At 71.8% G+C, this 18,053-nt stretch carries 20 protein-coding genes; all 20 read right to left on the bottom strand.

Going from position 1 to position 18,053, the window contains the following annotated elements:
* Positions 1-242 precede the first annotated feature (242 nt).
* The 20 genes from QWY28_RS17425 to QWY28_RS17330 all read right to left on the bottom strand — a co-directional run bounded on the left by QWY28_RS17425 (position 243) and on the right by QWY28_RS17330 (position 18,047).
* Positions 243-1,184, bottom strand: a complete 942-nt coding sequence (locus QWY28_RS17425; protein ID WP_300953844.1) for an alpha/beta hydrolase family protein — start codon at positions 1,182-1,184, stop codon at positions 243-245.
* Positions 1,181-1,924 carry a hypothetical protein gene (locus QWY28_RS17420; protein WP_300953843.1) on the bottom strand — a complete coding sequence of 248 codons (744 nt, stop codon included), beginning with the start codon at positions 1,922-1,924 and terminating at the stop codon, positions 1,181-1,183. The genes QWY28_RS17425 and QWY28_RS17420 overlap by 4 nt, the downstream gene beginning before the upstream one ends.
* Positions 1,924-3,255 carry a hypothetical protein gene (locus QWY28_RS17415; protein WP_300953842.1) on the bottom strand — a complete coding sequence of 444 codons (1,332 nt, stop codon included), beginning with the start codon at positions 3,253-3,255 and terminating at the stop codon, positions 1,924-1,926. The genes QWY28_RS17420 and QWY28_RS17415 overlap by 1 nt, the downstream gene beginning before the upstream one ends.
* Before the next feature lie 123 nt (positions 3,256-3,378).
* Positions 3,379-3,663, bottom strand: coding sequence for a hypothetical protein (locus tag QWY28_RS17410; protein ID WP_300953841.1), 285 nt, complete (start codon positions 3,661-3,663; stop codon positions 3,379-3,381).
* 9 nt (positions 3,664-3,672) lie between these two features.
* Positions 3,673-4,368, bottom strand: coding sequence for a hypothetical protein (locus tag QWY28_RS17405; RefSeq protein ID WP_300953840.1), 696 nt, complete (start codon positions 4,366-4,368; stop codon positions 3,673-3,675).
* Positions 4,365-5,126 (bottom strand): peptidoglycan recognition protein family protein, encoded by a 762-nt coding sequence (locus QWY28_RS17400; RefSeq protein WP_300953839.1) that lies wholly within the window; start codon positions 5,124-5,126, stop codon positions 4,365-4,367. Before QWY28_RS17400 ends, QWY28_RS17405 begins: the two co-directional genes overlap by 4 nt.
* A 92-nt stretch (positions 5,127-5,218) precedes the next feature.
* On the bottom strand, positions 5,219-5,878 hold the full coding sequence (locus QWY28_RS17395) for a collagen-like domain-containing protein (protein WP_300953838.1): 660 nt from the start codon (positions 5,876-5,878) through the stop codon (positions 5,219-5,221).
* The gene (locus QWY28_RS17390; RefSeq protein ID WP_300953837.1) at positions 5,875-6,285 is read right to left on the bottom strand and encodes a hypothetical protein; all 411 of its coding nucleotides are present in this window, start codon (positions 6,283-6,285) and stop codon (positions 5,875-5,877) included. Before QWY28_RS17390 ends, QWY28_RS17395 begins: the two co-directional genes overlap by 4 nt.
* The gene (locus tag QWY28_RS17385) at positions 6,275-6,715 is read right to left on the bottom strand and encodes a hypothetical protein (RefSeq protein ID WP_300953836.1); all 441 of its coding nucleotides are present in this window, start codon (positions 6,713-6,715) and stop codon (positions 6,275-6,277) included. Before QWY28_RS17385 ends, QWY28_RS17390 begins: the two co-directional genes overlap by 11 nt.
* Positions 6,712-8,250 carry a hypothetical protein gene (locus tag QWY28_RS17380; RefSeq protein ID WP_300953835.1) on the bottom strand — a complete coding sequence of 513 codons (1,539 nt, stop codon included), beginning with the start codon at positions 8,248-8,250 and terminating at the stop codon, positions 6,712-6,714. Before QWY28_RS17380 ends, QWY28_RS17385 begins: the two co-directional genes overlap by 4 nt.
* Positions 8,250-8,567 carry a hypothetical protein gene (locus QWY28_RS17375; protein WP_300953834.1) on the bottom strand — a complete coding sequence of 106 codons (318 nt, stop codon included), beginning with the start codon at positions 8,565-8,567 and terminating at the stop codon, positions 8,250-8,252. Before QWY28_RS17375 ends, QWY28_RS17380 begins: the two co-directional genes overlap by 1 nt.
* A complete protein-coding gene (locus tag QWY28_RS17370; protein ID WP_300953833.1) occupies positions 8,564-10,333 on the bottom strand; it encodes a hypothetical protein in 1,770 nt (589 codons plus the stop codon). Before QWY28_RS17370 ends, QWY28_RS17375 begins: the two co-directional genes overlap by 4 nt.
* Positions 10,334-10,750 (bottom strand): hypothetical protein, encoded by a 417-nt coding sequence (locus tag QWY28_RS17365; protein ID WP_300953832.1) that lies wholly within the window; start codon positions 10,748-10,750, stop codon positions 10,334-10,336.
* The gene (locus QWY28_RS17360; protein ID WP_300953831.1) at positions 10,750-14,685 is read right to left on the bottom strand and encodes a coiled-coil domain-containing protein; all 3,936 of its coding nucleotides are present in this window, start codon (positions 14,683-14,685) and stop codon (positions 10,750-10,752) included. Before QWY28_RS17360 ends, QWY28_RS17365 begins: the two co-directional genes overlap by 1 nt.
* A 493-nt stretch (positions 14,686-15,178) precedes the next feature.
* Entirely contained in the window at positions 15,179-15,814 is a 636-nt protein-coding gene (locus QWY28_RS17355; RefSeq protein ID WP_300953830.1) for a hypothetical protein, read from the bottom strand.
* A 97-nt stretch (positions 15,815-15,911) separates the two neighbouring features.
* Positions 15,912-16,439, bottom strand: coding sequence for a phage tail tube protein (locus QWY28_RS17350; protein WP_300953829.1), 528 nt, complete (start codon positions 16,437-16,439; stop codon positions 15,912-15,914).
* Positions 16,436-16,768: a hypothetical protein gene (locus QWY28_RS17345; RefSeq protein ID WP_300953828.1), complete on the bottom strand. Its 333-nt coding sequence runs from the start codon at positions 16,766-16,768 to the stop codon at positions 16,436-16,438. Before QWY28_RS17345 ends, QWY28_RS17350 begins: the two co-directional genes overlap by 4 nt.
* A 42-nt stretch (positions 16,769-16,810) precedes the next feature.
* Positions 16,811-17,236 carry a hypothetical protein gene (locus tag QWY28_RS17340; protein WP_300953827.1) on the bottom strand — a complete coding sequence of 142 codons (426 nt, stop codon included), beginning with the start codon at positions 17,234-17,236 and terminating at the stop codon, positions 16,811-16,813.
* Positions 17,233-17,628 (bottom strand): hypothetical protein, encoded by a 396-nt coding sequence (locus QWY28_RS17335; protein WP_300953826.1) that lies wholly within the window; start codon positions 17,626-17,628, stop codon positions 17,233-17,235. The genes QWY28_RS17340 and QWY28_RS17335 overlap by 4 nt, the downstream gene beginning before the upstream one ends.
* Positions 17,628-18,047 (bottom strand): DUF6093 family protein, encoded by a 420-nt coding sequence (locus tag QWY28_RS17330; protein WP_300953825.1) that lies wholly within the window; start codon positions 18,045-18,047, stop codon positions 17,628-17,630. The genes QWY28_RS17335 and QWY28_RS17330 overlap by 1 nt, the downstream gene beginning before the upstream one ends.
* Positions 18,048-18,053 lie beyond the last annotated feature (6 nt).

Raw genomic sequence — 18,053 nt, 5'->3', positions numbered from 1 at the left:
GGCCCGGCCCTCGTGGTGTTCCCGCACCGCGGGGGCCGCTGTCTTTACTTGGGCCGCCGAGAGTACGTCCGGTGGTCCAGACGTTCAAGAGCGGTGCTTAGAAACGCCGAGAACCGCCCCACCGCCGCAGCCTGTGCGGTGGTGGGGCGGTGTGCTGCGGCTGCTCGGCGGCGCGGGTACCGATCAGGTCTTTCCCGCCAGAGTGCTTCGCGAAGATCCTTGCCGCAGGCCGACGAGGCCCTCTAAAGCCCGCATCGCTTCGCGAACGCGATGAAGTCCGCCGGGTACGAAACCTGGGTGTGCGTCGAGCTGTTGTGCGTAACGACACCCTCCTCTGGAGCTGCGGCGATCCTGGCGGCGAATGGGTCCGTGTTGGCCGACTTCAAGACGTTCGTGTCGGCAGTGGAGGCCAAGAACCGCCACCGGACGTCAGTGAGGTCTGAGATGGGCCGCTGCATCGGATCGAAGCCGGCACTCTTGGTCGGGAAGTCGGAGACGGCGTCGCCGGAGGCGTGAGTCTTGGTAGTCGCCGTGACGGCCACGGAGGTGCCGTTGCTGGCCCCGGTGGTGATCACGGTCTCGACGTTCGCGGTGCCGGCGCCGACTTGTAGCTGGGTGCCGACCACGGGGAAGGCGCCAGCGGTCGGAAGCGACGTCGCGCCAACCGCCACTGCTCCCGTTAGCGTGCTGGCAGTGACGGCGTAGGCGGTGTTGATCGACGCGCGGTAGGCGGTCTGCTGGTAGGCCCAGTTGAGGTCGAGCACGGCGTCGATGACATAGACACCCCTGATGAGGCCGGCCGCCAGGACGTCACGACCGTGGCAGTTCGCGCACGACAGGCCACCCATCGACGCCCCCGCCAGAAGCACCTTCGACACCGGATTGATGGCGCTGATCTGTGCGACCAGCGCAGCAATGTCGCTCATCTGGGTGGCGTTGCCCCAGCCGTCGCCATGCAGGTTCGAGGCGGCGACGATCCAGCCTTCCTGCACGGCAGCGTGGATTAAGGGATACGCCCAGTACGTCGGGTTGATCTGGTGGTTGCCGCCGGCCTGGTGGCAGTAGACGACCAGCGGGCGGGGCTCGCCGAGCCGATCAGAGGGGGGCAGCCAGTAACGCATGGCCTGGACGCCCGAGGCGTCGTCAATGTAGGAGACTTCTGCTCCCTGCGTGCCGAGGGTCATGACAGGCCCCACTTCTCCGCCAGGGCGGCGGTCAGGTCGCTGATGAGGTTGGGCGCAGGGGCCATCTGGGCGGTGATCATCTCGCCAAGATCAACGTGGCCAGCAGTGACGTCGCCGCCGACGATGCCGCACTCGTAAGCGGTGGCGGCGATGACGGCGCCGGGAGCAGCGACGAGGCTAGTGAGGTAGCCGTCGATGTAGCAGGCGGCGCCGTTCGGGCCGTTGAAGGTGACCACGCCGACGTGCCACGAGCCGTCTGTGAGTTCGGGGCCGTTGACGTTCTCGCCTGCCGAGCCTGTCAAGTAGAGGGTCTTCCCGGCGCCGGCGAAGCGGACTCGCTGGTTGCCGAACTGGAAGAAGATCGCCGTGGGGCTGGTGATCGCGAAGTCACTGCTGACGCGGAAGACGAAGGCGTGCGTGAGCGGCGCGCCCACGGGGCCTGTACTGGGGGTGAGCGGACCGGCGACCCCAAACCCTGAGGTTGAGGCCAGGCGGGCGCCGGCGCCGAAGCGGACCGCTCGCCGTCCGTTCGCGACGCCGGTCAGTAAGGTCGGTGCGGCAGGTGTGTTCGCCAGCAGGAGTAGGGGAAAGCCGCCGGCGGTGGCCGACCACTTGACGACGTTCGCGCCGCCGGCTCCAGCGATCTTGTCTCCCTCGAACCAGGCGAGCACGTTGGGCACGTCGCGCGGCGGGAAGAAGACGCGGTTGCGCTTGCCGCGCCAGTCATCAAAGGCGCCCATCAGGCACTCACCCCGTTCAGGTGGATGTCGTCGAGTTGTCCGTTGACGAAGATCAGCTCGGTGCCGACTCCCGTCGGGGGCGGGTAGCCGTTGGTGCCGTCGGGCGAGACGTTTCGCGCAAACGAGGCGGTAAGCGCGGACTTCGTTGCGCCGTCGAGCTCGATGTACGAGGCGACTTGGGCGTTGGCCGGCGCGGTCAGCGGCTCGACGTGCGCGAGCGCCTCGTCGCGGGCCTGCTCGGTCGCTGCGCGGGCCGTCTCGACCTGCGCCGCGGCCTCGTCGACGGTCTCCGCTGCGGTGGTCGCCTCGCCGGCGGCGAGCACCGCGGTGGCCGCGGCCTGCGCCGCTGAGGAGACGACGCCGTCAGCCCAGTCGGCGGACTCCTCGTCACCGGCGTCGTTGACGACCCGGAACCGGATCGGGTCGAGGGAGAGGAACTCCCCGGCGCCGTCGGCGTACCGCAGCGTGTCAGCGGCGCCGACCCGGCTGATGAGGATCGAGGCCTGCGTCTTGCCCCAGGCGCCGGAGGGCGCGTTGAGCGAGTAGCCGCGGGTCGGGTGCACCAGGTCGGCGAGCCCGTCGATGATGACCTCGTCCTCGGGGATCGTGGTGGCGACCGGGTCGTCGGCGTCTCCGGTGGTCCGCTTGAGCCAGCCGCGGAACCGGACCTCGTTGCCGGTGCGACGGACCTGCACGGGCACGAGGACCGGGTCCTGGTGGTGCCAGTTGTTCCGGAAGACCGGGACGGGCCGGACGGTGCCGTCGGGGCCGGTCCAGGTCTCGGTGGTCCCGGGGTAGCCGATGGTGATCCAGCCGGAGTCGTAGGGCGCGCGCTCGTCGAACTCGGCGGCGATCGCCAGCCCGGTCTGGCTGGAGGGGACGCGCACGAGGGCGGCCATCTGCCCGTCGCTGGTGGCGAGGTCCTCAATGACGACGGCCTGCACCTGGTCGCGCATGGCCTCGACGTCCGTCCGGGCGGTCTCGACCTGCGCGAGCGCGGTCGACGCAGCCTGGGCGGCGTCGCCGCTGTCGGCCGGCAGGCGGTAGAAGTCGCCCTCGGGGTCGCGCAGCCAGACCTCGAAGACGCCGTCGGGGCCGTAAAAGGAGGGGATCTGGCCGTGCGCCTCGGCTGGAACCACCACGGCGGTGACGGCCGTGGTGCCGTCGGCCGCGCGGAGGTCGGTGAGCTGGACGCCTCCGTCGGCCTCGGGCCGGTCCCAGACCTCGAGGGTGACGGTCTGGCGAGGCGGCGCGAAGACGGCTGCGTTGCCGATGGGGTAGAGGGTGGCGAGCGAGTCGGATGCTCGGCCGCCGAAGAGGTGTCGGGCCACGGTGGTCTCCTCGCGGGGTCAGTGGTTGAAGGGGTTGCCGTGGTGGACGGCGAAGTCGAGTGCGACGAGGGCGAGCGAGCTGAGCCCGAGGAGCAGCACGCGCCGGGCGGCGCGTGACATCAGCTAGCGCCGGACGGTGACGTCGACGGGGATGCCGGCGGTGACGACCGCGCCCTCGCCGGCGATGACGGTCCCGTCGGCGGTGCGCTGCGCGACGACGGTGTTGGCGGGGCTGACCTTGGTCCGGGTGATGACCGTGGCGACGATCGGCGCGAGGACGCCGACGACGCCGAGGATGGCTGCCTGCTGCTCGCTGGTGAGGTCGAGGCCGAACGCGACGAGGAGGGCGAGGACGGCAGTGACCGCGGCGGTGACGGTGCCGACGGTGAGGGCGGGTTCGCGGTTCATCGGGTGCTCCTAGCTGGTGAAGGTGAGGACGTGGTGGTCGGTGCCGGAGAGTCGGTCGGCGGAGACGCGGGCGCGGCCCCAGCCGGCGGACCAGACGCGGGTCATGACGTCGGCGCCGTGGGAGTGGGGCGCGCCGAGCTCGGCGCGGACCGCGTGGTGCGGCCGGTTGGGGTCGCCCACGTACATCCACCGCAGCGGGAGCCGGCGGACGGCGGCCGCGGCGCGGCGGCTCATGGCCCGGCGCGCGCGGCGGACCCAGGCGAGGGAGGACCGGCGGGCGTCGTCCTGACGTCCGGTGGAGCGGAGCGGGTCGTGCTGCACGCCGAGCCGGAACGGGCCGCGGTGGTCGACCAGCACGCTGGCACGGCGGTACCGGTCCTGCACCCCGGCGCCCGCGCGGGACGCCCGTGAGGCGAGCTGCAGCCGAGACCAGACGATGCGGACGCCGGAGCGGCGGCGTACTGCGACGACCGAGCCGGCCCTGTCGGCAGAGCGGAGGTCCTGGCGGACGTCCCAGCCGGGGCCGAGGATCTCGGCGACGTCGAGGGGCTGGTTGTCGCGGGTTCGGCACTCGACGAGCTCGAGGACGTCGGCGGCCGCGTGGCGGGTGCCGTCGTCGTCGGTCCAGCCGTCGGCGAGCCGGCGGAGCAGCTGGGCGTCGCCGCCGAGCTGGTAGGCCATGTTGGCCGCGCGGTGGACGGTCACTTGGGGTCGACGTCGTGCCCGGTGGCGCGGCCGAGGCTGCGGATCAGGCCGGGGGCGTTGGCCGCCTGGCGGAGCGCCTGCCGGACCGACAGCTTCGGCTTGTCGGGGTCGACGTCGCGGGCGAGCACGGCGTCGGCGATGTCGTTGGCGAGCGCCTTCTTGTCGGCGTCGTCCCAGTCGCGGTACTTCGGCATGTCGTCGTCCTCCATCAGGTCGGCGTAGGTGGTCAGGAAGTGGTCCCACGGGAAGGCGGGGCCGGGGTCGGTGCGGCGGCCGGGGTCGCGGTCGCCGTGGGGGATGAAGCCCGGGACGCGCTGGTCGGACTGCGGCCGGGTGATTCGCCGGGCGGGGACGGTGATGCCGTGCTCGAGGAGCAGCCACCGGGCCGCTTCGGCGGCCGCGGAGGCGCCGTTGCGGATGAACGCTTCGCGGCGCTCGGCGCTCATGGTGGGCCAGTCGGCGGCGCGGCAGGCGAACGAGACGTGGATGGCGTGGTCGTTGGATCCGGTGCCGTCGCCGTAGGTGGTCATCTCGAACCGGGCGACCGCGACGACGCTGTCGGAGTCGGCGAGGCGGTGGTAGGAGCCGTAGGTGGTGCGCTCGCTGATGTACCGGGCGACGCCCTCGGCGCCGGTGTCCTCGCCGATCGCGTCGAGCGCGGACTCGGCGGTGTGCACGACGATGACGCCGGACGGCTCGTCGCGCCGGGGTCGCTGCTGGGCGAGGTGGCGGTTGGGGTGGTCGTCGAGGTACGCCACGGGGGCCTCCTGGGCTGAGTGCGGGCAGGGCTGATCGCCGCCGGACAGCCACCTGGCGAGGCGGCGTGCGAGGCGGGCGCGGAGGTGGCGGGTCAGGGGAAGGTGCTGAGCGGGCGGCAGGTCAGCGTCACGGAGCCGCCGTCGGCGATGTCGAAGCCGGCGAGGTACTCACCGTCGGGGCAGGTGTAGCTCCCGGGGCGGGCGGTGCCGGCTGGGCCGGGCTCGCCGCGCTCGCCTGCTGGCCCCTGGGGGCCAGCTGGGCCGGGGACGGTCGAGTCGGCACCGGCTGGGCCGGCCGGGCCGACTGGGCCGCGGCAGGCGTCGAGGCCGAGCTCCTCGGTGCAGGACAGTCCGCGAGGCCCTGTGGCGCCGGGGCGACCGGTCGCGCCGTCGCGCCCGGGGCGGCCGTCTGCTCCGTCGACGCCGGCGGTCCCGTCTGCTCCGTCGACGCCGTCTGCGCCCGGGGGACCGGGGGGTCCCTCGACGGTGGTGGGGTCGCCGGCGATCGCGTCCTGGGCGTCACGAGCTCGCTCGCACAGCCCGACGTCGCGCAGGCGGTCGGCTTGGTCGCTCGAGCCGGCGCAGAGCTCGACGAGCTGGTCGGCCAGGGGTTGGGAGACGGCCTGGACCTCGGCGACCTCGCGGTCCCGCTCGCGGACGGTGTACCAGCCAGCGGCGAAGCCAGCCAGCAGGATCAGCAGGGCGACCCCGAACAGCCACCGTGCGCGCGTGCCGTGCCGGTTGTGGATCATCCCGGGACTCCTCCGGTCGATGGCTTGGGGTGAGGCAGAACCGAGCTGGTGTCGATGCCGTTGGCGGCGAGGAGTCCGCGCAGAGCCCCGATCTCGCGGATGAGCGCTTCCTCGCGGCGGGCGCCGGCGTCGAGGTTCTCGAGGTTCTCCCGCCGCAGCCCGGACAGGTCTGCCTTGAGGTCCTCGACGGAGTTCGTGAGGTCGGCGACCTCGCGCTTGTGCTCGCTGTCGCGCTGCTCGATGAGCTCGCGGAGGCTGGCGATGTCGGACTTGTAGGTGTCGACGTCGATCTGGCGGGCTCTGCGCAGCTCGCGTGCGGCGAGCCAGAGGAAGAACACGATGGCGCCGAGAAAGCCGTAGGGGCCGGTGAAGATCTCGGACGGCACCGCGCTGGGGTCAGTCGGCACGGGGGCGGCTCCTGTCGCGGCGGGGGAAGGGGCGCATGACACGCGACAGGACGGCGTGCCAGGCGAACCCGCCGACAGGAGCGGCCAGGTGCTCCCAACCGCCACCGAACCGGACGGCCGCGTCGAGCGTCGTGAGCGAGATGCCGAAGTACGCGGCGACTAGGAAGGCGTGGGAGCACCAGACCGGGAAGTGCCGGCGCCAGGCGTAGGCGGCGAACAGCCCGAGCGCCCCGACGGTGAGCACGGCGCCCCAGACGTGCAGACCCACGCCGTTGTCGAGCATGAGGTCGGAGACGGTGCCGGGCCGCTGCCCGAACAGCCACCCGGTGCCGCGGGTGAGGGTCAGCGCGGCGAACCCGAGCGTCAGCGGCAGCACGACCGCCGGGGGCAGCGCCGGCGCCCGCAGCTTCTCCGCTGCGAGGCGCCTCATGAGCTGCTCGCGGTGGTGCCGTTCGCGGCGACGGCGACGACGCGGAACGCGGCCGAGTAGTCGTAGCCGCTGATCGGCGTCCAGTACCGCCAGGTGGTGTTCTGGGGCAGCCTCGTGGCCCGCCGCTGCTCGACCAGCACCCCGTCGACCGGCTCGGTGACGTAGACGTCGTTGTACGACGCCGGCGGGTCGTCCCCTGCCGGGAGCGGGTTGAACAGCGTGACCGCCAGCGACGCGGTCTTCGGGTCCGCGGCGATCGTGAACGACGGCGCCGGCGGCGGCGTGTACGACACCTCCACGCCGACGGACACCCAGGGCGACCACAGATCGCCGTACTCCACCCGCACCTGGACGTGCTCGGCGCGGCCGTTGGTCTCGAACACCAGCGGCAGGAACCGGGCCTCGACCGACGCGACCCGCCCGGAGTCGTAGTAGACGACCGACTCGTCGGGCGCGCCGCCGGCGTCCCCGACCCGGCGGACCTGGAACGCGACCTGGGTCGCGGTCGACCAGGTGACCCGCTCGTTCTGCTCGAGCTGCTGCCCGGCGATGGGGTAGAGGATCGAGGGGCCGGCCGGGGAGTCGCCGGCGGTGAAGAACCCGCTGGTCGACCAGGGCCCGACGAGGCCCTGCGCGTCGTAGGTGCGGACCTGCCGCTCGTAGCCGCCGGCCTCGAAGGTGCCTGCGGAGAAGTCGTAGAACTCGTTGGGGACCGGCGCGTGGACGGTGGTCCAGTTCGCGTCGCCGACGGGCCGCCAGCGGATGTCGAACGCGGACTGGGAGTCGCCGGCGTTGGGGTCGGAGAAGACGTGGCGGGCGCGGTTGGGGCGGCCGCGGTCGATGGCGCCGCCGTTGACGAGGGTCGCGAGCGCGGGAGCGTTGGGGGGCCGGTTCTTGTCGGTCAGGAGAAACGTGAACTGGCCGTGGACCATGGGGCCGTCACCGGTGGAGCCGCCGAACATCTGCAGCGTCCCGGTGGCGCTCGTGCCGCCCGCGTGGGGTGCGGACCAGACGCCGACGTCCGGGGCGTAGGTGGAATCCATGACCGCGCGCTCGGTCCACCCAGGCGGGGGGAGCTCGGTGTAGGCCCACCCGCCGTTCCCGGGCCAGCAGGCGTCGACGTGCACGACGACGCCGGGCTCGGGGGCGCTCAACGTGGGGATCGCCCACTCCGAACCGACGCGGGTGTCGGTGCGGCGCGCGGTCGGGTGAAGCACGGCGTCACGCCAGACGGTCACCGTCGCGCCGTGCCACTCCGACTCGACCGACTTCAGCGACAGCTGCCATGCCTCGTCCCCGGGCGACGTCGCAACCCAGACCCGCGAGAGCGGGCCCACGTCGCTGGAGTGGATCTGGGTCCACGTCCACCCGGGACGTGTGGTCTCGAGGACCGGCGGGGTGCCGTTGCCGTAGGTCATGGCCGACACCACGACGAGGTCGCCGTCCTGCGTGACCGGGATCGTCGCAGTGACCGATCGAGCCACGCCCGACCCGTCGCCGGCGTAGTAGCCGGCACCGGTGAGGAACACCACCATCAGCCGGCCGCCTTGTCCTCGAGCAGCAGCCCGAGCTGCACCAGCGACGTGACCTCACCTCGGCGGGTCCACCCGCCGTCGTCGGTCACCAGGTGCGCCGTAGGGCCGACCGTAGACACCGCGAGGCACACGTCGCCGCCGTCGGTGAACACCACCAGCTGATCGGCCTCGGCGACCACCTCGAGCCCTTCGACCGGCGCGGGCGCGAGGACCTGGGCGAGGTAGGCACGGGCGACGTCCACCCGCGCCGCGCGCGCCGCCTCGGCCGCGGCGAGCGCGGCTGCACGGAGCCCGACGGGGCTGGTTGACTCGGTCATGTCTCGACTCCTTGCACCAGCGGCGGCAACGGGTTCCGGACGGTGACGGTGACGCGCTGACCCACGGCGTAGGACGAGGCGTCGAGCGCGTTCGCGAACGACGGCTGGGTGGCTCCGTCGATGACGACGCGCAGCGGGGCGGCGGAGGTGACGGTGGCCTTCGCCTGGGCTTCGACGGGGTCGAGGGGCGAGCGGGGTGCGCCGCCGAGCTGCAGGGCGCCGGGGGATCCGTCGAGGTTGATGGTCCAGGAGGCGGCCATGACCTTCTCGGTGGTGCCGGCGTCGGTGTACTGGAACACGTCGTCCTGGTCCATCACCGGGAGCGGGTCGATCGTGAGCCGGATCGTGCGGGTCGCGGCCTTCGCTTCGGCGACGATCCGGTCGCCTTGGGCGACCAGGGCCGCCTGGTCGGCGGCGTCGAGGGGCACGGTCTTCCGCACGACGCGGCCGAGCGCGTCGATGGAGGACAGGCCGTCGGTCTGATTCGGCGGCGGCGTGTAGATCCCGTCGCCCTCGACGGGCGTGGTGTCCATGTTGGTGCGGACGAACCGGAATGCGTTCGCCCCGCCACCCGCCTCACGGGTCAGGGTGCGCTTGTCACCGACCAGGTTGGTGCGCTCGTCGCTGGTGTCGAGGTGCCACTCCACCGGCCGGTCGACGAGCTCGCGGTGGGGTTCGGTGCGGACGTTGCCGTTCTCGTCCATCCACGGTGCGGAGTAGCCGATCTCGGCGAACAGGTCGTGCAGCATCCGCAGCCACGTCGGGTTCGGGTTGATCAGCGCCCACACCTTCGTGGCGGGCAGCAGCACGTTCTGCAGGGTGCCGTCGACCAGCAGCTGAGAGCCGATGCCGGCGGCGTCGAGGATCGCGCGCGCGGCGTCGAAGTACGTCGTCGACAGCGGGATCACGGTGTAGGAGTCGACCCAGGTCTGCTGGCCGGCGGTGGTGCCTCCTGCGGCGACGCCGACGAACACGTCGGGCGCGGTGGCGGTCCACAGGTACTCGAGCGTGACCCACTGGTCGCGGGCGACGTTCTGCCACTGGCTGGCGGAGCGGAAGGCGATGTCGATGCGGAGTTTCGATGGGCCGGTGGCCGGGTTCCAGACGCGGGCGCGGAGCCGGTAGGTCTTCCCGACGATGAACCCGGTCAGGTAGGTGTTGACCCACGACTGCTGGGTGCCTGGCGCGTCCGGCCAGGTAGCGACCAGCGACCCGGTGCCGGTGTCGACGTGAGTGCTGGACCACGCCCAGGTGGCAGGGACGTAGGCGCCGAAGGCGGGGTTGGAATCCCACCCTGCAGCGTCGGCCTCGAAGCTGCCGTTGACCATGAGATCGGCGCCGGGGTTGGGGTCGACCACGTAGGTGTCGGCCGGGCCGGTCTGCAGCAGCGAGAGCAGGTCGTAGCCGGTGACCTCGTAGGTGATCGGCTCCTCCCCGCGCTCCTCGTCAGGGGTCATGAGGACGAAGACGCCCAGGTTGAACCGGGCGTTGGTGCGTCCGTCGTCGAGGGTCATGTAGGGGCGGACCCGGTCCCGTCCCCACGCGAGCTCTCGCTGAATGCTGAGCCGGCACGTCCCGTGGACCGCGGCACGGTTGTCCCAGGAGACCGACCCGCCGACCAGGTCATCGCTGATGTCGCCGATGACCTGGTTGCTGGTGTCGAGGAGCTCGAGGCCGCTGGTGATGGTGACCGCGTCCGCGGTCAGGAGCCGGCGGACGTCGGCGATGTCGAGGTGGTCACGCGGTGGTGCGACGAGAGGCTTCATCTAGACCGCCTCGGTGTGGGTGACCTGCTTGAGCGCCAGCCGGACCTTGATCCGGTCGACGAAGACCGTGTCGAACTCGGCCGGGAGCTCGGTGTAGGCGCCGAACGCCTTGTGCCCGACGTGGTCGCGGACGCAGAGCAGCTGGCCCGCGTGGGCGCGGAGCCACCTAGCCTGATCAGGGTTGACCTCGGGCAGGTCGAGGCCGTAGTCGTCGTAGACCTTGTTGCCGGTGCGGATGATGCGGCGCCGGTTGAGCAGCTGGCGCACCTCGGCCCGCGGGTCGCTGCTGATGTTGATGGCGTCACCGGCGTACACGAAGGCGCATGAGTCCGCAGGGTCGTGGGCGGCGTTCAGCCAGACGGCTCCAAGAACGACCGCGGTTCCCGAGACGGTCTGGCTGTCAACGAGGATCGGCACTAGGGCTTCTCCGTTCGGCGCGACTCAGCGAGCTGGCGGGGGATCGCGCCCACCTCGGCGCGGAGTGCCTTGACCTCCGCGGCGAGGGGCCGGATCGCGTCGCCGGCGCCGTCGCGAACCTGCTGGCCGAGGGTGGCCAGCTCCGCGTTGAGCGCGTCGATGGCCGTGGTGGAGGCGTTGTAGGCGGCGGTGTTGTCGGCGACCACCTGGACCATCTCGGCGTGCTGCGGGCCGTACACCGTCTGCGTGACCTTCGCGGCGACCTCGGCGACCTTGGTGTCTCGGCCGGTGTACAGCTGCTCGTAGTAGTCGATCTGCGACTCGGTCAGCGCGGCGAGCTCCTCGGCGGTGGCGACGTCGCCGGACGCTGCGAGCTCCTGGTAGAGCGCGCCGAGCGCGCCGGTCGTGTCGAGCCCCTTCTCCTCGAGCGTCGAGAGCGCCGCGGCCATCCGCTCGGCGGCCTCTGTGTCGGCGAGCAGGGTCTCCTCGAGCGCCTGCAGACCCGTGACGGTCCGTTCGACCGGCTGCGCGGAGGCCTCGACCGCAGCGCGCATGTCCGTGATCTGCGCGATCAGGCGTGATGCCTCGGCGGCCGCGGCTGGGCTGTCGCCGTCCGCGCCACTCCGGATCGCGGCGAGCCGGTCCTCGGCGTCGGCCAGCGCCGCAGCCAGGACGGGGTCGGCCTGAGCCGGCAGGGTCTCGACCCGGGCACCGTTGAAGGCGTTGCGCAGGAAGTTCGCCGCCACGCTGTCGGAGTAGGACCTCATCGTCGCGTCGAGCTGCTCGAGTGCCTGTGTGCTGTCGTCCAGCTCGTCCTTGAGCTGGTCTCGAAGCTCCGTCTCGGTCGCGAGGCGCTCGTTGGTCAGGTCGAGCTGCGCGGCGGTGATCATGAGCCCGTCGGCCCACTGCTCCAGGGCGCCGGTCCATGTCCCGCCGGCGTCTCGCAGGTCCTTCTTGAACTGGTCGATCTCCGCAGCGAGGCCCTCGGCGACCGTCTGCGGGGTCGAGTCGGGCACGAGGTCGTCAAGGGAGAACGCCTCGCCGACGGCGCGAATGTTCTGGCGGGTCTCGCGCGCCTCCAGGCGTGCCTCTCGCTGCTCGCGCTTCTTCGTCAGGCGCAGCTCGTTCTCGGCCTGCTCCAGCTGCAGCTCGGCGATGCGCCGGTCGAGGCCGGTAAGGCGGTCCTTGCCGTCCTTCGCGAGCTCGCGGCGCAGGTCGCGGATGCCGGCCATCGCCTCGGCGATCTCCAGCCGCAGGTCCAGCGACCGGCCACCCCCGCCGCCGCCTCCGGATCCGGTCGCCCAGCCGAAGTCCGCCGGGTCGGCCCACGCCATGCCGCCGCCGCCCGGATTGGTCCAGGCCATGCCGCCGAGGGCGAACCGCGCCTCGCCGCCGAGGAGCCGGACGGTCTCCGCGGCGATCGCGCGAGCCCGGGGGCGGCGGTCGTCGTTGGCGAGCGGGATGTACGCCTCGCCCATCGTCTCCGGCTCCAGCCAGACCCGGGGCATGGCGCCAGGGCTCGTGGCGAGCTCGGGCTCGTGGCGGTCGGCGCGGTCGCCGGGCACGCTGCTGAGCAGGTTGCCGTAGGCGTTGTTGACAGAAGCGCCGCCGCCAGAGAGGAACGGGAGGTCACCGCCGGTTCGGGCGACGTGGATCGTGACGCGCTTGTAGGTCTCGATCGAGTCGAGCTGGCGCTTGAAGGCCTGCGCGGCGGAGTAGGCGGCGTTGGAGTCCAGGAGGACCTCGGTGCGGCGCTTGGACGGGATCTCCATCAGCTCGTGTGCGTACTCGCGGGCCTCGCGCTTGTTCATGCCCATCTGCTGCGCGACCGCGACGAAGGCGCCGATGGCGCGCCGGTGTGCGCCGTTGGCGTTCTGGGCGCCGTCGGAGAGGTCGTTCCAGCCGGCGGCGAGCGCGATGAGCGCGCCGCGGTTAGCGCGGCCCTTCTCGGTGGTCTTGTCGAGGGTGCGGCCGTTCTCTTGGACGGCCTTGCGGGCGTCGTCGATCGCGGCTTCGTAGTTGAGCTCGGCGCTGGCGGCGCGCAGGGTCTCGGCGCGCTTGGCGCGCATCGCGGAGACGTTCTGCTCGAGGGCCGCGGTCTCGGCGTCGAGCATCGCGCGGTACGCCGAGCCCTGAGCGGCCCTGTCTCGGGCAGCCTTGGTCTGCACGATGGCGTCTTGGAGCTCCTCTTCGGAGGCGATGAATCGGTCGTAGGCCTCCTCGTAGTCGTTCCTGCCGAACAGGCCCTCGACGGCGTTCTTCGCGCCGGTCATGATCGAGGCGAAGCTGGTGATGTCGACGTTGTTGAGGGTCTCGGCGAGGTCGACCAGGTTGGCCTCGGTAACGGCGGCCTGCTCGCGCAGCACGGCGAAGTCAGCGGCGGTGGTGGAGGCTGAGACCCGCTCCAGGCCGGCGTCGAGCATGTCGAGGCTGCTGGTGACGTCGTTGTTCGTGGCGGCGAAGTCCATCATCAGACCGATGCCGCTGCCGATCGCGGCGCCCCAGGGGCCGGCGATCGAACCCATGAGTCCGAGGGAGGCGGCGTTCGCGAGCCCGGTGTCCTCGGCGAGGCCGGAGGTCGCGAGGGCGAGACCACCGACCAGGCCGGCGGCGCGGCCGAACTGGCCGAGGCTCGCGCGCATGGCGGCGGACCGATCGCGCTCGGCAGCGGCGACGGCGTCGGTAGCGCGGGCGACGTCGCGCTGCGCGGCGCTGTAGTCGGAGATCGCGCTGCGCTTCTCGGCGGTCGGCACGAACGCGAACTGCGCGTCCCGCGCCTTGACCGCGGACGCTGCAAGGCGTTCCTGGGCGGCGTGCAGCTCGGCGGTGGCAGTGGCGACCTGGCGGTACGCCTGGGGCGCTCCCTTGATCGCGTCCATGTCGAGGACCTTGCTGAGCAGGCCCGAGTCGCCGCGGAGACCGACGGCCGACAGCAGCGCCAGGGACCGGCCGAGGGTGCCGATGCCGGCAGCGACAGCGACGAGGGCCGGCCCGGCGGGGGACTCCGCGATCGCGGCGAGGCCGTCGGCAAGCGTCTCGACGACCGGGAGTAGCACCGCGCCGACCGGAGCTGCCGCCTCGACGATCGAGACCAGCGCGTTGGCGAGGGCGCCGAGCGCGTCCATCGCGCGGGGCCCGTTGGTCTGGATGTAGTCGACGAACTCCTGGAACCCCTTCGAGGAGTCCAGCCCCTCGGTCCAGTCGCGGAACGCCCGGGAGTAGTCGAGCATCCCCTGGGTGAAGTCGTCGGCTAGCGGGTCGAACGACATCATCATGTTCGCCAGGCCCTCGACGACGTTACCGAGCGCCCGACCCATCGCGGTCAGCGTGGGACCGGCCTCGGCGTCGAGGTAGTCGAAGAACTCGACCCAGCGGTCGTCGTTGAGGTTGTCCCCGGCCTCGGCGAACAGGTCACCGAGGGTGCCCGCAAGGGTGCCGACGATCGCTTCGGCCTCCGGCATGAGCTGCATCAGCTCTTCGATGCCGTCCTGCATCCCGGGGAACAGGCTCTCCTGAGCGATGTCCTGCAGGCCCTGCAGCTCGGGGCGGAGGTCCTGGATGAAGCGGACGAACTCACGGCCAGCCGGCCCAAGCTTGGCCATCTCCTCCTGGACCTTCGCGAGGTTCTCGGAGGTCGGCTCGAGCTGGTAGTCGTTCAGCGCGGTGAGCGCGTCCCCGACGCCCTGGAACGCGAGCACCATGACGCCGGCCGCCGCGGCGGCAGTCCCCATCTGCGTGGCGAGGCCGGCGACGGCCGGGACGGCGAGCGAGCCGATCGGCACGAGCGCCGGGGCCAGCGCCAGACCGGTCTGCACGAGGCCAGCGAGCCGCGAGTCGGCGGACTCCAGGTCGCGGACGAACGCCTTGGTGGAGGCGCTGGCCGTGCCGAGGCTCCGGATGAACGGATTGACGTCGGCGTCGACCTCGACGGACACGCGGCGGTTCGTCACTCGGTGCCTCCCTTCTGCATCTTGGCGACTTCATCGGGTGCGAGGTGCTCGAGATAGGTGTGGCGACCGTCGGCGGGGCGAGGTCGCCGGGCGTGCTCGATGGCCACCTTCAGCGGCGCCTCCTGCGGTTCGGGGTTCCGCTTGCGGTGGTCCTGGTCCTGCGCTGCGAGAACGCGGCCCCGTCGTGCCTGAGCGGCGCACATCGGGCAGGTGCGCTCCTTGAACCCGAGGTGGTTCTCCTGCGCGAGGACGACCTCGTGGAACCCGCACCCCGAACAGACCTCGGCCTGGTACCTGGCCAGGCCCTGGGCGCGGTTGCGGGCGTCCTCGTTCCACTCCGGGTCGGCGAAAACCGTGGTGGAGCGGATGACGTGGGTGGGGCGGCCCCAGGCGTCGCGCGCGTGCTCGTAGGTCGTGATGAGCGTGGGGGTCCATCCCTCGAAGGCCCGCGGCGAGACGCCCCAGGCTTGAGCGACTTCTAGCTGGCCCCGTTCGGCGGGGTGGAGAGCCAGGTCCGCCGCGATTTTCCCAGGTCAACACCCTGGACGTGGAGCGCGGCGACGTGGGAAGCGGCGGTGGTGAGGTCGCCGAGCGCCGCGTTGTCGACGATGAACTGCCACGCGCCGTCCGTCGGGGTCTCGTTGCCGTAGCGCACGACGTAGTCGCCGACGAGCGGGATCAGGTCGTCGATGTTGCAGGCCCGCGCGGCGTACTTCTTGTCGCGCTCCGCGCCGGCGGGGTCCTCCTCCGGGTCGCGAGCCGGGTGCGCCTCGCTCCACGCGCGCCACTCGGCGGGAGTCGTGGCACGGATGAGGATGTCGGTGATCGTCGCGGCGGCCATTCGCTGGCCGAGAGCGTCGGACTGCTCCGCGAGCTCCTCGGCCTGCTGGCGCAGCGCGAGGGACCGGGGCTTCTTCCCGACGGCCTGCTGCCTACCGCCCTCGCGGGCGCCGGCCTCCTGCCGCTCGGCCGCGGTCAGCTCGGCACGGACGCGGAACAGCTCCCTGTCGATGGTCTCCCGCTCAGCGGCGAGCTTGCCGGCGACGCAGATCTCGATCTTGCGCTCGGGGCGTCCGACGTCAGGGGACTTCTGGATCTCGGAGAGGGTGGCCATGGTGCTCCTTCGGCTGAGGGTGGCTGAGGTGGCTGAGTGGAGGACGGGCGGCGCACCCCTCAGCTAGATGCGCCGCCCGTCGTCAGGAGCGATGGGGTCAGGCGACGATGACGCCGTGACCCTCCTCGCGGATCGGGTAGAGCATCTGGACGACGACCCACACGGCGAAGTCGTCGTCGCCGGAGGGGACGACGGACTGGCGGCCGCACAGCACGCGCCAGGTCTCGGTGCGGTCGCCGATCGCGAACGGCACGTCCTCGGCGTCAGGGCCCTTGCGGACGAGCACGTCCTGCTTCGTGCCCTCCGTGAGCATCGCCTTGGCCTTGTTGTTCGGGTCGTCGTCGTCGGCCTGCGGGTCGCAGCGGTAGCGGACCTCGATCGGCGCGTACTGCGCCTGGCCGGGCCGGGGGTACTGGCGCTTCTGGCCGACGGCCTTCGGGCTGGTCCCGGTGTTCTCGGTGACCGTGGGGTTCCACTGCAGGAAGGTCAGCGAGACGTCGTGGCTGGTCAGCGCGTTGACCTCGGTCGCCAGCTTCGGCGCGGCCGGATCCACGATCGCGGCGCAGACCTTGATCTTGGTGCCGCCGAGGACGCCGACCTCGTCGGGCTCGTAGATGGTGGTCACTGGGGGGCCTCCTGACCCTGCGGGGCGGCGGAACCGCCGGTGGTGGTGGTGTCGCCCGCCGGGATGGTCGCGGCGGCCGTCTGGTGGTCGGCGAGGCGCTGACGCTTGTCGTCGGCCTTGCCGGCGGTCGAGAGACCGGCGGCCTTGAGCGCCTCGTCGAGCTCGGCGCCCTTGAGCTCGAGCGCGGGGGCGGGGTACTCCGCGTCGAGGACGCGGCCGTACCGGTTGGTGGCGGGCTCGTCGAGGACCTTCATGCCCTCGGTGACGTGCACGACGGAGACCTTGACTCCGTTCTCGAGCTCGACGCGCTTGTACGTCTGCTTGGCCATGGAAGGCCTCCTTGTGGGTGTGGTGAGGTGCGACCGGGACGGTCAGGTGGGGATGCGGAACCGGGTGGCGCCGAAGAACAGCGGCAGCCCGTCGGGGCCGGTCCAGGTGTCGTCGCGGCGCACGAACACGTTGTCCGGGGTGCGGCGGATCCGACGGTCGCGGCCGGCGATCTTCACGACCTGGCGGTCGAGCGCGTCTTCGGCTCGTTGGCCGGCGCGCTTCGCCTGCTCGCGGGAGTCGCCAACGAAGGTGATCTGGAACTCGACGATCCGGCCGCGGGGCGCGGACCCGACGCTGCGGGTCGCCTCGTTCGGCTCGCCGGGGGTGGAGTAGAAGACGACGTAGGGGAGGGCGGCGTGGATGACCTTGTCGGTCTCGTCGGAGTCCTGGACGTAGCCGTCGTGGACGTTGAGGTGCTCCACAGCGCGGAGGAGCGCGAGGACCTGGTCGTCAACCTCGGCCGTCACTCGGCACCACCGAGCACGGAGTCCTCGGCGGCGTCGCCGAGGTGGCGGGCGATCTCGGGTGCCTCGCCGCGCAGGGCCGCGGTGTGGTCGACCACGGGCGCGTTGTTGGAGGTGCCGAACGCGAGGATCGCGGCGAGACCCCACTGGGGGCCGGCGGAGTCGAGCTCGCCGATCTCGTAGGCCAGCCCGGCGGCGTCGCGCTGCTCGAACTCGATCGACGCCGGGACGGCGCCGGCGTAGCGGTGGCCGGAGAAGTCGTCCTGCATCCCCCGCTTGATCTCGAGCGCGCCGCGCTTCATCACCCCGCGGGCCTTTCGCTGCAGCCGCAGCGGCGCGCCGCGCATGTCGACGGCGAGCCGGTCGACCTCGGAGGCGTCGATGTGCACGCCCATCAGCTGCCCCCTCCAACGACGGTCTTCATGCGGAACCGCCGCTCGATCGCGAGCGACTGCTGGGACACGGCGGTGATCCCGAAGACCCGGCCCACCAGGGCGGGGTCGTGCTGGGCGGTGAGGTACTCGACCGTCATGTCGGGCGCCACGTCGGCGGTGTCACCGATGGGGAGGGCGAGGGGGTACTCGCCGACCTGCCAGGTGGCTTCGCCGGCGGATGCGGATGAGGCGGTGGGGGAGTCGCGGCGGGGGATGCGACAGGGGCCTTCGTAGACGACGGCGCGCGGTGGCGGCTGGCGCTTGAGGGTGTCGGGGTCGAGGGTTCCCTTGCCGGTGCCGGGCTTGGTGATGCGGCAGGTGTCGGTCATGCGGTCCTCGGCGTCGGCGCGGAACTCGGCGACTTCGGCTTCGGTGAACACCTGGCC

Origin of the sequence: Nocardioides oceani, assembly GCF_030412965.1 — a bacterium.
Classification (GTDB): Bacteria; Actinomycetota; Actinomycetes; order Propionibacteriales; family Nocardioidaceae; genus Nocardioides; species Nocardioides oceani.
The sequence above is the reverse complement of the archived record's forward strand: the minus strand, read 5'-3'. Positions and strand labels throughout refer to the sequence as shown.